The organism is Streptomyces sp. NPDC002181 (assembly GCF_042890485.1).
Lineage (GTDB): Bacteria > Actinomycetota > Actinomycetes > Streptomycetales > Streptomycetaceae > Streptomyces.
Genome location: NZ_JBIASC010000002.1, coordinates 608,263 through 622,382, shown reverse-complemented (window position 1 = coordinate 622,382; position 14,120 = coordinate 608,263). Strand labels below are relative to the sequence as shown.

Genomic DNA, 14,120 nt, shown 5'->3' with positions numbered 1-14,120 from the left:
CCACCCGCCACCGGCGGGGCGGGCGCGCCCTCGATTCTCCGCTGATATTCGGCCGCGCCCCGGTCGTTCGTACAAGTCGCTTGCGCGACAAGCGGCTTTTGGTGTGTTCCGGGGTCCCGAAGCTGCTTGACGTGCCGTGACTCGCCGCTTAGCTTGTTCCGTATAGCAGAACAAAACTTCCGGATTGCGGAAACCCGCTGGAAGTCCGGAATCCGGAAGCAGCCTGACCGCCTGACCGCCTGACCCGCAGGAGAACTCGATGCCTCGTATGACAGCCGCCGCCGCTGCAGTGGAGATCCTCAAGCGCGAGGGTGTGTCGCAAGCGTTCGGCGTGCCCGGCGCCGCGATCAACCCGTTCTACCGCGAGCTCAAGAACGTCGGCGGCATCAGCCACACCCTCGCCCGCCACGTCGAGGGCGCCTCCCACATGGCGGAGGGCTACACCCGCACCAACCCGGGCAACATCGGCGTCTGCATCGGCACCTCCGGCCCCGCCGGCACCGACATGATCACCGGTCTGTACTCGGCCATCGCGGACTCCATCCCGATCCTGTGCATCACCGGTCAGGCTCCGGTCGCGAAGCTCCACAAGGAGGACTTCCAGGCCGTCGACATCGCCTCGATCGCCAAGCCGGTCACCAAGGCCGCGACCACCGTCCTGGAGGCCGCGCAGGTCCCCGGCGTCTTCCAGCAGGCCTTCCACCTCATGCGCTCCGGCCGCCCCGGCCCGGTCCTCATCGACCTGCCGATCGACGTCCAGCTGACCGAGATCGAGTTCGACCCGGAGACCTACGAGCCGCTGCCGGTCTACAAGCCGCGCGCGACCCGCGCCCAGGCCGAGAAGGCGATCCGGTTCCTGCTGGACTCCGAGCGCCCGCTGATCGTGGCCGGCGGCGGCATCATCAACGCCGACGCCTCCGACCTGCTGGTCGAGTTCGCCGAGCTGACCGGCGTCCCGGTCATCTCCACCCTCATGGGCTGGGGCGTCATCCCGGACGACCACGAGCTCGCCGCCGGCATGGTCGGCGTCCAGACCTCGCACCGCTACGGCAACGCGACGTTCCTGGAGTCGGACTTCGTCCTCGGCATCGGCAACCGCTGGGCCAACCGCCACACCGGTTACAACCTGGACGCCTACCTGGGCGACCGCAAGTTCGTCCACGTCGACATCGAGCCCACCCAGATCGGCAAGATCTTCGCCCCGGACTTCGGCATCGCCTCCGACGCCAAGGCCGCACTGGAGCTGTTCATCGAGGTCGCCAAGGAGCTCAAGGCCGAGGGCAAGCTGCCCGACTACAGCGCCTGGGTCGCCTCGCACCTGGAGCGCAAGGGCTCGCTGCAGCGCCGTACGCACTTCGACAACGTCCCGATGAAGCCGCAGCGGGTCTACGAGGAGATGAACAAGGCCTTCGGCCCGGAGACGCGCTACGTCACCACCATCGGCCTCTCCCAGATCGCCGGCGCGCAGATGCTGCACGTCTACAAGCCGCGCCACTGGATCAACTGCGGCCAGGCCGGCCCGCTCGGCTGGACCATCCCGGCCGCGCTGGGTGTCGCCACCGCCGACCCGCAGACCCCCGTCGTCGCCCTCTCCGGCGACTACGACTTCCAGTTCATGCTGGAGGAGCTGGCGGTCGGCGCGCAGCACAAGATCCCGTACGTCCACGTCCTCGTGAACAACGCCTACCTGGGCCTGATCCGCCAGGCGCAGGGCGGCCTCGGCATCAACTTCGAGGTCAACCTGGAGTTCGAGAACATCAACGCTCCGGAGCTGGGCGTCTACGGCGTCGACCACGTCAAGGTCGTCGAGGGCCTGGGCTGCAAGGCGATCCGCGTCACCGACCCGAACGAGCTGGGCGCCGCCTTCGAGGAGGCCAAGAAGCTGGCCGCCGAGTACAGCGTCCCGGTCGTCGTCGAGGCCATCCTGGAGCGCGTCACCAACATCTCGATGAGCAAGACGGTCGACATGAGCGACGTCACCGAGTTCGAGGAGCTGGCGACCGAGCCGGGCCACGCCCCGACCGCGATCCGCCCGCTGTCCGTCTGACATCGGTTCGCACTGCGCACTCCGCACTCCGCACCCCGTAGTCCGTAGTCCGTAGTTCGCAGCGCAAGAGCGGCCCCCGCCCCTCCGTGAGGAGGAACGGGGGCCGCTTCCGTGCGTCCTGCGCCTGCGCTTGCACCTGCGCCTGTCCCTGTACCGGCGCAGGACCCGCACCTGACGGGCGGCGGAAGCGGGTCGGCATACTGCTCCGATGGACAGAGCAACGGCCTCCTGGCGCAACACGACGCACGACTGGACACGATCCGTGGACGCCGAACACCTCGCCGGCATCCGCCGCGACCGGGCCGTGTTCGCTCCCGGCGGCCTGCGCCACCTGATCCTCGAAGTCCTCGCCTACGCGGCCGACGAGGCGGAGTGCTCCGGCGGCGAGGGGCGTTGCACGGTCACGCTCCACCCCGACGGCTCGGTGTCCGTGGCGGACGAGGGGCGGGGTACGGACACCCGCCTCGACGATCAGGGCCGGCCGGTGAGGAAGCCGGTCATGGCGACGAAGGACCTCCGGTTCTTCGACGACCCGGGCGCGCAGGTCCTTCCCGACGGCCACCCGCGCCGCGGCATGTCCGTCGTGGCGGCGCTGAGCGACTGGCTCGTCCACACCAACCGCAGGGCGGGCGGGGCCTGGGTCCAGCGCTACGAACACGGCGTACCCACCACCGACCTGACGCCGGTCGCCGATGACGGTACGACCGGTACGACGGTCCACTTCAGCCCTGGCGAGCCCGTACGCGCGGCGGGCGCGGGCGGCGCGGGCGGCGCACCCGCACCGGGACCGGCACTGGTGCTCGCCGATCCGGCCGCACTCGCGAGCGCGTGGCCGTACCTGTCGGTGGAGATCGACGACCGCCGGACATGACAAAGCGCCGAGTCACGGGACCGTCCGTGACTCGGCGCTTTGGGTGTGACCGCCCGACGGTGCGAGGCTGGCGCGACAGGACGTTCGCGCCGCCGGGCGGAGTAGGGAGACCTCCGTGCGGGGGGCTCTGTGCGTAGCCCCCGTACAGAGGGGATTGGCTGGGACCGCGACGGGCGGTGACGAGAGCTCCGGCGTCGTCTCCCTCAGGTCAAGAGACGGGCCTCGGCCCCCATTACCACCGCACTGGCTCACACGCCCGTCGCGGTCCTCGTCCTGCCCTCACCGCGTACCACCCCTCATCCGGGTCCGCGGCTCGGGCTCGGCACCCGGGACCTGACCTCCCGCCAGGTCCCCGGTGCAGCTCAGCGGCTCAGGCGTCGCGCAGGGCGCGGACGGCCTCCTCGACGCGCTTGCCGTAGTCGGCGTCGGCGGCGTGGAAGTGAGCCAGGTTCTTCTCGATGACGTCTTCGAGGGTGACCTGAGACAGGCCGCCGGCGATGTTCGCCACCAGACGCTGCTTCTCGGCCTCCGACATCAGGCGGTAGAGCTCACCGGCCTGGAAGAAGTCGTCGTCCTTGGTGTGGGCCGGAGCCTCGTGGGTGCCCGTGTAGCCGGAGACGGCCTTCGGGGCGCCGAGCGCCAGACCGGTCTCGGCCGGGCCCTGGTACGAGTTGGGCTCGTAGTTCTTGTCGTGGCGCGAGCCGTTGCGCAGCGCCATGACGCCGTCGCGGCCGTAGTTGTCGGCCTTCGTCGCCTTCGGGGCGTTGACCGGCAGCACGGTGTGGTTCACACCGAGGCGGTAGCGCTGGGCGTCGGCGTACGCGAACAGGCGGCCCTGGAGCATCTTGTCCGGCGAGGCGGTGATGCCCGGGACGAAGTTGTTCGGGGAGAAGGCGGACTGCTCGACCTCGGCGAAGACGTTGTCCGGGTTGCGGTCGAGGACCAGGCGGCCCACGCGCTGCAGCGGGTAGTCGCTGTGCGGCCACACCTTGGTGAGGTCGAACGGGTTGAAGCGGTAGTCCGCGGCCTCGGCGGCCGGCATGATCTGGACGTAGAGGGTCCAGCTCGGGTTCACGCCGCGCTCGATCGCCTGGAGCAGGTCGGTCTGGTGCGAGTTGGCGTCCTTGCCGACGAGCTCGGCCGCCTGCTCGCCCGACAGGCAGCGTATGCCCTGGTTCGTCTTGAAGTGGTACTTGACGAAGAAGGCCTCGCCCTGCGCGTTCGTCCACTGGTAGGTGTGCGAGCCGTAGCCGTTCATGTGACGGTACGAGGCCGGGATGCCGCGGTCACCCATGAGCCAGGTGATCTGGTGCGTCGCCTCGGGGGCGTGCGCCCAGAAGTCCCAGACGTTGTCCGGCTCCTGCTTGCCCGTGAAGGGGTCGCGCTTCTGGGAGTGGATGAAGTCGGGGAACTTGATCGGGTCCTTGATGAAGAACACCGGGGTGTTGTTGCCGACGAGGTCGTAGTTGCCCTCTTCGGTGTAGAACTTCAGAGCGAAGCCGCGCGGGTCGCGGACCGCGTCCGCGCCGCCGAGCGAGTCGGCGACGGTGGAGAAGCGCAGGAAGGTCTCGGTCTTCTTGCCGACCGTGTTCAGGAACGCGGCGCTGGTGTACGCGGTGACGTCGTCGGTCACCTCGAAGTGGCCGTAGGCGGCCGAGCCGCGGGCGTGCACCACGCGCTCCGGGATGCGCTCCCGGTTGAAGCGGGCCAGCTTCTCCAGGAGCTGCTGGTCCTGGATCAGGAGCGGGCCACCGACGCCGGCGGTGGCGGAGTTCTGGTTGTCGGCGACCGGGGCGCCGGACTCGGTCGTCAGCGTGCGCTTCGACATGGTGACCTTCCGTACGGGAAACCTGCTGACGGAAAGCGTCTTCCGTCATGCGGAACAGCCTAATTTCAGGCCGAACGCAGCGTCAACAGTTTGTTGAACAAAGATGGAGAGAGGAAATCCGGACGGTGCCGGCGCTTGGGCGCGACAGGACAGGTGTCAGCACCGGCACCATCCGGAAACTCAGGGCCCCTTCGAGAGGGGAGGCGCTCAGATCTGGGCGCCGGAGAGGCGCTCGACCGCGCGGAGCAGGGCGGAGTGGTCCAGGCCGCCGTCGCCCTGGGCGCGCAGCGAGGCGACCAGCTGGGCGACGACCGCGCCGACCGGGAGGGCCGCACCGACGTTGCGGGCGGCGTCCGTGACGATGCCCATGTCCTTGTGGTGCAGGTCGATCCGGAAGCCGGGCTTGAAGTCGCGGTTCAGGAAGTTGTCCTTCTTGCGGGTCAGGACCGTGGAGCCGGCCAGACCGCCGTTGAGGACGTCCAGGGCGGCGTTCAGGTCCACGCCGGACTTCTCCAGGAAGACCACGGCCTCGGCGCACGCCTGGATGTTGACGGCGACGATGAGCTGGTTGGCGGCCTTCACCGTCTGGCCGGAGCCGTGCGGACCGCAGAGCACGATGGTCTTGCCGAGGGCTTCGAGGATCGGCAGGGCCGCGTCGAAGTCGGCCTTCTCGCCACCCACCATGATCGACAGGACGGCCTCGATGGCGCCGGCCTCGCCGCCGGACACCGGGGCGTCGATGACGCGGATGCCCTTCTCGGCGGCGTTCTTGGCGAGGTCGATCGAGGTCTGCGGGGTGATCGACGACATGTCGATGATCAGCGCGCCGGACTTCGCGTTCTCCAGGATGCCGTTCTCGCCGTACGAGATGGCCTCGACCTGCGGGGAGGCGGGCACCATCGTGATGATGACGTCGGCGTCCTTGACGGCCTCGGCGATCGAGCCGGCGGCGCTGCCGCCGGCGGCGGCCAGGCGGTCCAGCTTGTCCTGCTCCAGCGTGAAGCCGGTGACCGGGTAGCCGGCCTTCAGGAGGTTCTCGGCCATGGGGGAGCCCATGATGCCGAGGCCGATCCAGGCGATGTTGGGGAGGGTGCTCATGATGAGGGTCCTTCTCTTAATGCTTCGTACGAAAAGTGCGAGGGGTGCCCGGCTGATCGCCCGGACTTTGTCCGCCTACTGGGCGGCGCGGGCCTCGTCCGGCAGCCACGCGAAGGAGGCGGCGGCGTCGGCGGCCTTGTACTCCAGGCCTACGTAGCCCGCGTATCCGGCCTTCTTCAGCTGGTCGAGCAGCTCCTCCAGGGGCAGCTCGCCGGTGCCGGGGGCACCGCGTCCGGGCTTGTCCGCGATCTGGACGTGGCCGGTCTTGGCGGCGTACTTTTCGATGACCTCGGAGAGGTCCTCATCGTTCATCGCCAGGTGGTACAGGTCGAGGAGGAACTTGGCGTTCCCGAGGCCGGTGGCCTCGTTCACCTTGTCCACCACCTCGATGCCGGCCGGGGCGCTCACCAGCGGGTAGAGCGGCGACTCGGGCTTGTTGAGGGTCTCGATCAGCAGGATCGCGCCGACGCGGTCGGCGGCCCGGGCCGCCGTGACCAGGTTCTCCAGGGCGAGCTCGTCCTGGACGGCCGGGTCCACGCCTTCGACGCGGTTGCCGTACAGGGCGTTCAGCGCCTTGCAGCCCACCGAGGCGGCGAAGTCCGCCGCCACGTTGATGTTGGCGTTGAAGCGGTCCGACTCCTCACCGGGTACCGAGACCGCGCCGCGGTCCGGGCCCGGCAGCCGGCCGGCGTAGAAGTTCAGGCCCACCAGCTGCGTGCCGGCGTCCTCGAGAGCCTTCTTGAGGGCGTCCAGCTCCGCCTGAGCGGGGGTGGGGGTCTCGATCCAGGGCCACCACAGCTCGACCGCGGTGAAGCCCGCCGCGGCGGCAGCCGCGGGACGCTCCAGGAGCGGGAGTTCCGTGAAGAGGATCGAAAGGTTCACATCGAAGCGCTGGTCCGTGTATCCCATGAGGGGTGTGCGCTCCTTCCGTATTGCGGAAGTTAGTTTCTGCTTGATGGAAGACTGCATGGGCGTCCGCGTGGATGTCAAGCCCGCACTGCCGAAAAATCGTGACCGGGAGGTAGCTTGACCAGCGTGCGATTGAGAGTGGAGTTCACGACCGAGCCCTTCGATCTCGAAGAGGCGCCCGCCCATGCCGTGGCCGCTCGCGAGGTCATCCAGAAGGCCCAGCTGGACGCCGTCGACGTGGGGCCGTTCGGCAATACCGCCGAGGGCGACGCCGACGCGGTGCTGACGGCGGTGGCCGCGCTGCTGCGCGATTCGCTGGAGTCCGGGGCCACCCGCGTCTCGCTCCAGGTCAACGTGATCGGGGAGGACACCCCATGACCGAGCCCCGCGACCACCCGTTCGTCACCGCGGTCAAGCCCCTGGTCGACGCGATGGGCGGCGAGCTGATGGATCCGGCCCTGGCTCAGCCCGACGACGTCGTGCTCACCTGGGAGGGCGAGGACCTGCTGGCCGTACGGCTGCCCCAGCTGTCCGACTCGCTGGAGCGGATCCTGGCGGCGCTGGAGCGCCGCCACGGCGTACCGTTGTCACAGCTGGACCGGAAGACCAAGCAGGACGTCGTACGGATACTGGAGGCGCGCGGCGCCTTCTCCGTGCGGCACGGTGTGGAAACGGTCGCGGGAGCCCTGGGCGTAAGCCGTTTCACGGTCTACAACTACTTGAACAGGGAAAACGCCAACAAAGACAACCAAGCGTGAAAGCCGCTTGACCCATGGTGACGAGCCGCCGCCCAATTCATCCGGGCGGCGGCTTTTGTGTACGGGAAGTTTCAACAAAGTGTTGACGCCGTGTTGTCGAGGGCGTTAGCTATGCGCAGCCCGTCAAGCAACAACAGGCCACGGAGGCCTACCGTGACTTCGAGTCCGACCCCGGGTCTCACCCGGTTCAACGCCTTGGACGACAGTGCGGCCGAGGCCGAGCTGCACGAGGTGTGCGCCAGTTCGGCATGGGGGAGCAAGCTGCTCGCCCAGCGCCCCTTCGCCGGCTCCGAAGCCCTGTTCTCGGCCAACGAGTCCGCCATGGCGGAGCTCACCGCCGAGGACCTGGCCGAGGCGATGGCAGGCCACGCGCCGATCGGCCGGCCGAAGCCGGGAGACCCGACCTCCGCCCGCGAGCAGCGCGGCATGGCCGGCGCCTCGGAGGAGCTCAAGACCGAGCTCCTCGAACTGAACCTGGCGTACCAGGAGAAGTTCGGCCACGTCTTCCTCATCTGTGCCACCGGTGCGACCGGTGAGTTCATGCGGGACGCGGTCAGGGTCCGGATCGAGAACTCGCCGGAGCAGGAGCGGGAAATCGCCCGCGGCGAGCTCGTCAAGATCAACAGGATCCGTCTGACCCGCCTCGTCGAACTCGCAGAAGAAGGAGCGTGAGCATGAGCACCGCGACCACCGCTTCGGTGTCCACGCACATCCTGGACACCAGCATCGGACGCCCCGCCGAGGGCGTCGCCATCTCCCTGTCCGCCCGTACGGGCCTGGACGGCGAGTGGGCGGCCCTGGGCGGCTCCGCCACCGATGCGGACGGGCGATGCAAGGACCTGCCGGCGCTGCCGGAGGGCACCACCCACGTGCGTCTCGACTTCGAGACCGAGACGTACTTCGAGAAGAAGCAAGCCGAGGCGCAGCAGGACGCCCCCCGCGTAAGGGACAGCGGTGCGTTCTTCCCCGAGGTCACCATCACCTTCGCGGTGAACCCGGGCGAGCACTACCACGTACCGCTGCTGCTCAACCCGTTCGGCTACTCCGTTTACCGAGGGAGCTAGCATGGCCACGATTCTGGGCCAGAACCAGTACGGCAAAGCAGAGAACCGCGTCGTCAAGATCACGCGGGACGGCGACACCCACCACATCAAGGACCTCAACGTCTCGGTCGCCCTCTCCGGCGACATGGACGACGTCCACTACTCCGGCTCGAACGCCAACGTCCTGCCGACGGACACCACCAAGAACACGGTGTACGCGTTCGCCAAGGAGTACGGCATCGAGTCCGCCGAGCAGTTCGGCATCCACCTGGCGCGCTGGTTCGTGAACAGCCAGGAGCCGATCCAGAAGGCGCGCATCCGGATCGAGGAGTACGCCTGGGACCGGATCGCCACCTCGGACGCCAACTCCAAGTTCATCGGCTCCGACGAGGTGAACCACTCCTTCGTCCGCAAGGGCATGGAGACCCGCGTCACCCAGATCACGTACGACGGCCAGAACTGGGAGGTCATCTCCGGCCTCAAGGACCTGATCGTCATGAACTCCACCAACTCGGAGTTCTGGGGTTACGTGAAGGACAAGTACACGACCCTGCAGGAGGCGTACGACCGCATCCTGGCCACCCAGGTGTCGGGTCGCTGGCGCTTCAACTGGACCGACGACGAGCAGCGGATGCCCAACTGGGAGAAGTCCTACGCCGAGACCAAGAAGCACATGCTTCAGGCCTTCGCCGAGACCTACTCCCTCTCGCTGCAGCAGACCCTGTACCAGATGGGCTCGCGCATCATCAACCACCGTTCGGAGATCGACGAGGTCCGCTTCTCGCTCCCGAACAAGCACCACTTCCTGGTCGACCTGGAGCCCTTCGGCCTCAAGAACGACAACGAGGTCTACTTCGCCGCGGACCGTCCCTACGGTCTGATCGAGGCCACGATCCTGCGGGACGGCGTGGACGCCCGCATCCCCGTGGACATGACCAACCTCTAAGCGCGGTACGCGTGGCGTCCCGGGGCTCCGCAGTGGCCCCGGGACGGCGCGCGACACGCCCCCCACTTCCTGAATCGGCACCCGGACGCAACCAACGGGGCGACAGTACTGTCAGCTGTCAGGCCCCCGGCTCCGGCACTCAAATCCCCTGGGTTTTGCCGTGCCCGCACCGCCACTGAAAGCACGAGGAAGTCCCATGGCAGCATCGGCAGCCCAGGACGGCGCAGTAGAGCGCATCGTCATCGAGAACTGTGCGATCGCAACCGTCGACGCGAACGACACCGAGTACGCCTCGGGTCACATCGTCATCGCCGGCAACAAGATCGAGTCCATCGGTGCGGGCAAGGCCCCCGAGAACCTCGACAACGTCGTCCGCCGCATCGACGGCACCGGGCACCTCGTGACTCCCGGTCTGGTCAACACGCACCACCACTTCTACCAGTGGATCACGCGTGGCCTGGCCACCGACCACAACCTCTTCAACTGGCTCGTCGCGCTGTACCCGACGTGGGCGCGCATCGACGAGCAGATGGCCTACTCGGCCGCCCAGGGCTCCCTCGCCGCGATGGCCCGCGGTGGTGTCACCACCGCGATGGACCACCACTACGTGTACCCCAAGGGTGCCGGCGACCTCTCCGGCGCGATCATCCGCGCCGCGTCCGAGATGGGCGTCCGCTTCACCCTCGCCCGCGGCTCCATGGACCGCAGCGAGAAGGACGGCGGCCTGCCGCCGGACCACGCGGTCGAGACCCTGGAAGGCGCGCTCGCCGACACCGAGGCGACCGTGAAGAAGTACCACGACGCCTCCTTCGACGCGATGACCCAGGTCGCCGTCGCCCCCTGCTCCCCCTTCTCGGTCTCCACCGAGCTGCTGAAGCAGGGAGCCGAGCTGGCCCGCCGCCTCGGTGTGCGCATGCACACGCACGGCAGCGAGACCGTCGAGGAAGAGAAGTTCTGCCACGAGCTCTTCGGCATGGGCCCGACCGACTACTTCGAGTCGACCGGCTGGCTCGGCGAGGACGTGTGGATGGCGCACAGCGTCCACATGAACGACTCCGACATCGCCGCGTTCGCCCGCACCAAGACCGGTGTCGCGCACTGCCCGTCCTCCAACGCCCGTCTGGCCGCCGGCATCGCCCGCGTCCCGGACATGCTGGCCGCCGGCGTACCGGTCGGCCTCGGCGTGGACGGCACCGCCTCCAACGAGTCCGGCGAACTGCACACCGAGCTGCGCAACGCGCTGCTGATCAACCGGCTGAACCCGGTCCACCGCGAGGCCGCGCTCAACGCCCGCCAGGCCCTGCGCCTCGGTACGTACGGCGGCGCCCAGGTCCTCGGCCGCGCCGGCAACATCGGCTCGCTGGAGGCCGGCAAGTGCGCCGACCTGGTGCTCTGGAACATCAGCACCTTCCTGCACTCCTCGATCGCCGACCCGGTGACCGCGCTGGTCTTCGGTGCGGCCGCCCCGGTGACGGCCTCGTTCGTCAACGGCAAGCAGATCGTCGAGAACAACCGGCTCCTCTTCGCCGACGAGGACGCCATCGCGGTGTCCACCCGCGAAGAGGCCCAGCGCCTGGCGCGCATCACCGCGCAGGGCTGATCCTCCCCCTGGCTCTGCCGGGGGGACCCCCAGAGTCCGGCCGGGGGGGACGGCCCCCGGCCGGTCGCCGCGGACCCGAGCGGGGTCCGCGGCAGCCGTTCCCGGGAAGCGCCCGAGGTTTTTCCTCGGGCGTTCCCGGGGCGGTGACTCGTGCCACTGCTTGGCCGGAACGGTTTGGGCGAATCGTTTCCGTGCCTCCTGAGCATGAAGTACCCCCCCCACACACACCACGCACCATCCACAACTCCATACCGGCTCGACTCGCACAGCGTTCGCACCACCTCCAAGACACCCACGTCCCTGCCGACGTGTTACCCGACCGGAGGAAGCCGTGGCCCACACGCCCAGGTTTCGCAAAGATGCAGTCGCAGTACCGGAGGAGAAGCACCCGGTCGACGAGACCCTGCCTCCTCTGAAGATGTTCACGAGCGGCCTCCAGCACGTGGCCGCCATGTACGCGGGTGTCGTGGCCCCGCCCATGATCGTCGGCCCCGCCGTCGGACTCTCCGCGACCGAGACGGCGTTCCTGATGGGCGCCTCGCTCTTCACCGCCGGCCTCGCCACCCTCCTCCAGACCCTCGGTTTCTGGAAGATCGGCGCCAAACTCCCCTTCGTCAACGGCGTTTCGTTCGCCGGAGTGACCCCGATGATCGCCATAGGCAAGGGTGAGGGCGCGGACGCCATCCCCGTCATCTTCGGCGCGATCATCGTTGCCGGGATCGTCGGCTTCCTCGCCGCCCCGTACTTCGGGAAGCTGGTCCGCTTCTTCCCGCCGGTCGTCACCGGTACGGTCATCACCCTGATCGGCGTGTCCCTGCTGCCGGTGGCCTTCAACTGGTCGCAGGGCGGCAACCGCACCGCCACCGACTACGGCTCGATGAAGAACATCGGCATGGCCGCCGTCACCCTCGTCATCGTCCTGCTGATGCGCAAGTTCCTGCGCGGCTTCCTCCAGCAGATCTCGATCCTGCTCGGCCTCGTGGCGGGAACGCTGATCGCGCTCCCGCTCGGGATGACCAACTTCGACGCCGTCAAGAACGCCTCGCTGGTGGGGTTCCCGACCCCGTTCCACTTCGGTGCCCCGCAGTTCCAGGTCGCCGCCATCATCTCGATGTGCATCGTGATGCTGGTGTGCATGACCGAGTCCACCGCCGACATCCTTGCGCTCGGCAAGATCGTCGGCCGTCCGGCGGACGCGAAGACCATCGAGGGCGGACTGCGCGCCGATACGCTCGGCAGCGCGCTCAGCCCGCTGTTCAACGGCTTCATGTGCAGCGCCTTCGCGCAGAACATCGGACTCGTGGCGATGACCAAGGTGCGCAGCCGGTTCGTCGTCGCCGCGGGCGGCGGCATCCTGATCCTGCTGGGGCTGTGCCCGGTGGCGGCCTCCGTCATCGGAGTGGTCCCGCTGCCGGTGCTCGGCGGCGCCGGCATCGTGCTCTTCGGCTCTGTCGCGGCGAGCGGAATCCAGACCCTGGCGGGCGCGGCCATGGAGAAGGGCGAGAACGCCCTGATCGTCGCCGCCTCGGTGGGCATCGGCCTGATCCCGATCGCGGCGCCGGAGTTCTACCACGCGTTCCCGAAGGACCTGCTGGTCGTCCTGGACTCGGGCATCAGCACGGGCTGCGTGGTGGCCATCGCGCTCAACCTGGCCTTCAACCACTTCGGCGCCCAGCGCGCCGGGGCCACCGCTCCGGAACCGGTCCCGGTGCACTGACCGGTGGCCCCCGGCCCGTACCGGGCCGACCGGCGACGGCCGACGGCCGGTGCGTACGCCACCCACTGCGGGTGTGGCGTACGCACCGGCCGTCTTCCCGTACCCGCCCGCGTCCGGGGTGTCAGCCGGCGCCGCCGGCGGCCGGAGGGGTCCAGCGCATCAGATTGCTCATCAGTTCCGCCTGCTCTACGGCGTCGTCGAGGGCGTGGTGGGTGTGGCGGGCTGGGCATCGGCCTCCGCGCCGACCTCGCGTACCCACGCGCGGAACTCGGCCGTGGCCACCGCCGGTTCGGCGCCCTCGCGGAGCAGCCGGTCGCGGTCGAGCCCGCTGACGGATTCCGGACGGGCGGCGGCCCTTGCGCGGCACCCCTGGCGCGGCGGCTCCCGCGCGGCGGTTCCTACGCGGGGGCCTCGGTGCGCGCGGGGGTCCGCGGTGAGGTCATCCGGCCCACGATCCGTACGACCGTGCGGCGGCTCGCGAACCGCCCGCTGTAGGCCATGATCCGGTTCATCGCCCCGGACACCACGCTCGGCGCCGGGTTGCGCCGGTCCAGCGCCTTCAGCGCGGTGCGCACGACCTCCTCGGAGGTCTGCATCCTGGTGCCGCCGGCGGCGTCCTGCGTGCCGACGACGTCGAAGAACTCCGTCTTCGTCGCGCCGGGGGACAGCGCCATCACGCGCAGCCCGGTGCCCCGGGACTCCTGCCAGAGGGCCTCGGTGAAGCTCAGCACGAAGGCCTTGCTCGCGCCGTAGACGGCCATGTTCGGAACGGGCTGGTAGGCGGCCGCGCTGGCGACGTTGACCAGGACGCCCTCGCCGCGGCTGCGCAGCGGGCCGATGAAGGCCCGGCTGATGTCGACGACGGCCGCCACGTCGAGGGCCACTTCCTGGCGCAGCCGCTGCGGGTCCTCCTCGTGGAAGAGCCCGTACGTGCCGAAGCCGGCGTTGTTGACGAGGCTGGAGACCGTGATCCCGCGCCGCTCGACCTCGGCGGCCAGCAGATCGCCGCACCCCTCGACGGACAGGTCCATGGCGACCGCCTCCACCTTGACGCCGTGCGCCGTCGACAGCTGCGCCGCGAGCGCCTTGAGGCGGTCCTCCCGGCGGGCCACGAGGACGAGGTCGGATCCTCGCGCGGCGAGCCGGCGCGCGAACTCGGCGCCCAGGCCCGAGCTCGCACCGGTGATCAGGGTGGTCCGGCCTCGGTAATCGACCGCGTTCACAGTGGCTCCTGCCCTTGGATGACAACGTCTGCTCATCACTGTATGCCCGCTTGGCAGTGACTGCCAAGCGGGCAGTAGGG

General features: G+C 68.9%; 13 protein-coding genes. 9 read left to right on the top strand and 4 right to left on the bottom strand.

Annotation, left to right across the window (positions count from 1 at the left end):
- The first annotated feature begins 259 nt into the window (after window positions 1–259).
- Both gcl and ACFYXV_RS09000 read left to right on the top strand, forming a co-directional pair.
- Entirely contained in the window at window positions 260–2,047 is a 1,788-nt protein-coding gene (gcl, locus tag ACFYXV_RS09005) for a glyoxylate carboligase (RefSeq protein ID WP_383343722.1), read from the top strand.
- Window positions 2,048–2,255: 208 nt separating this feature from the next.
- Window positions 2,256–2,918: an ATP-binding protein gene (locus ACFYXV_RS09000; RefSeq protein WP_389382415.1), complete on the top strand. Its 663-nt coding sequence runs from the start codon at window positions 2,256–2,258 to the stop codon at window positions 2,916–2,918.
- A 370-nt stretch (window positions 2,919–3,288) separates the two neighbouring features.
- On the opposite strand, the gene ACFYXV_RS08995 is transcribed toward ACFYXV_RS09000, so the two are convergent.
- From ACFYXV_RS08995 to ACFYXV_RS08985, 3 genes are all read right to left on the bottom strand, one after another.
- Complete coding sequence (locus ACFYXV_RS08995) at window positions 3,289–4,746, bottom strand: catalase (RefSeq protein WP_385467039.1); 1,458 nt, start codon at window positions 4,744–4,746, stop codon at window positions 3,289–3,291.
- A gap of 207 nt (window positions 4,747–4,953) precedes the next feature.
- On the bottom strand, window positions 4,954–5,844 hold the full coding sequence (locus ACFYXV_RS08990) for a 2-hydroxy-3-oxopropionate reductase (protein WP_385467042.1): 891 nt from the start codon (window positions 5,842–5,844) through the stop codon (window positions 4,954–4,956).
- Window positions 5,845–5,919: 75 nt separating this feature from the next.
- Window positions 5,920–6,753: a TIM barrel protein gene (locus tag ACFYXV_RS08985; RefSeq protein WP_385467045.1), complete on the bottom strand. Its 834-nt coding sequence runs from the start codon at window positions 6,751–6,753 to the stop codon at window positions 5,920–5,922.
- A gap of 126 nt (window positions 6,754–6,879) precedes the next feature.
- Here ACFYXV_RS08985 and ACFYXV_RS08980 point away from each other — a divergent pair, with 126 nt between their 5' ends.
- From ACFYXV_RS08980 to ACFYXV_RS08950, 7 genes are all read left to right on the top strand, one after another.
- Window positions 6,880–7,131 carry a thiamine-binding protein gene (locus tag ACFYXV_RS08980; protein WP_078621981.1) on the top strand — a complete coding sequence of 84 codons (252 nt, stop codon included), beginning with the start codon at window positions 6,880–6,882 and terminating at the stop codon, window positions 7,129–7,131.
- Complete coding sequence (locus ACFYXV_RS08975; protein ID WP_383343704.1) at window positions 7,128–7,511, top strand: helix-turn-helix domain-containing protein; 384 nt, start codon at window positions 7,128–7,130, stop codon at window positions 7,509–7,511. Before ACFYXV_RS08980 ends, ACFYXV_RS08975 begins: the two co-directional genes overlap by 4 nt.
- 153 nt (window positions 7,512–7,664) lie before the next feature.
- A complete protein-coding gene (uraD, locus tag ACFYXV_RS08970) occupies window positions 7,665–8,183 on the top strand; it encodes a 2-oxo-4-hydroxy-4-carboxy-5-ureidoimidazoline decarboxylase (RefSeq protein ID WP_385467048.1) in 519 nt (172 codons plus the stop codon).
- A 2-nt stretch (window positions 8,184–8,185) separates the two neighbouring features.
- Window positions 8,186–8,575: a hydroxyisourate hydrolase gene (uraH, locus tag ACFYXV_RS08965; RefSeq protein WP_383343698.1), complete on the top strand. Its 390-nt coding sequence runs from the start codon at window positions 8,186–8,188 to the stop codon at window positions 8,573–8,575.
- Window position 8,576: 1 nt separating this feature from the next.
- Window positions 8,577–9,500, top strand: coding sequence for a factor-independent urate hydroxylase (gene pucL, locus ACFYXV_RS08960; protein ID WP_048478357.1), 924 nt, complete (start codon window positions 8,577–8,579; stop codon window positions 9,498–9,500).
- A 196-nt stretch (window positions 9,501–9,696) separates the two neighbouring features.
- On the top strand, window positions 9,697–11,100 hold the full coding sequence (locus ACFYXV_RS08955) for an 8-oxoguanine deaminase (protein ID WP_383343694.1): 1,404 nt from the start codon (window positions 9,697–9,699) through the stop codon (window positions 11,098–11,100).
- Between the two features lie 331 nt (window positions 11,101–11,431).
- Complete coding sequence (locus ACFYXV_RS08950) at window positions 11,432–12,817, top strand: nucleobase:cation symporter-2 family protein (protein ID WP_389382414.1); 1,386 nt, start codon at window positions 11,432–11,434, stop codon at window positions 12,815–12,817.
- 398 nt (window positions 12,818–13,215) lie between these two features.
- Here the strand turns inward: ACFYXV_RS08950 and ACFYXV_RS08945 are convergent, their stop codons facing one another.
- The gene (locus ACFYXV_RS08945) at window positions 13,216–14,040 is read right to left on the bottom strand and encodes an SDR family NAD(P)-dependent oxidoreductase (RefSeq protein ID WP_389382413.1); all 825 of its coding nucleotides are present in this window, start codon (window positions 14,038–14,040) and stop codon (window positions 13,216–13,218) included.
- Window positions 14,041–14,120: the final 80 nt, after the last annotated feature.

Coding starts and splice junctions, on each gene's coding strand:
- ACFYXV_RS08955 (WP_383343694.1), top strand. CDS start 9,697: ATGGCAGCATCGGCAGCCCAGGACGGCGCAGTAGAGCGCATCGTCATC.
- pucL (WP_048478357.1), top strand. CDS start 8,577: ATGGCCACGATTCTGGGCCAGAACCAGTACGGCAAAGCAGAGAACCGC.
- ACFYXV_RS08975 (WP_383343704.1), top strand. CDS start 7,128: ATGACCGAGCCCCGCGACCACCCGTTCGTCACCGCGGTCAAGCCCCTG.
- ACFYXV_RS08990 (WP_385467042.1), bottom strand. CDS start 5,844: ATGAGCACCCTCCCCAACATCGCCTGGATCGGCCTCGGCATCATGGGC.
- ACFYXV_RS08995 (WP_385467039.1), bottom strand. CDS start 4,746: ATGTCGAAGCGCACGCTGACGACCGAGTCCGGCGCCCCGGTCGCCGAC.
- ACFYXV_RS09000 (WP_389382415.1), top strand. CDS start 2,256: ATGGACAGAGCAACGGCCTCCTGGCGCAACACGACGCACGACTGGACA.
- uraH (WP_383343698.1), top strand. CDS start 8,186: ATGAGCACCGCGACCACCGCTTCGGTGTCCACGCACATCCTGGACACC.
- gcl (WP_383343722.1), top strand. CDS start 260: ATGCCTCGTATGACAGCCGCCGCCGCTGCAGTGGAGATCCTCAAGCGC.
- ACFYXV_RS08985 (WP_385467045.1), bottom strand. CDS start 6,753: ATGGGATACACGGACCAGCGCTTCGATGTGAACCTTTCGATCCTCTTC.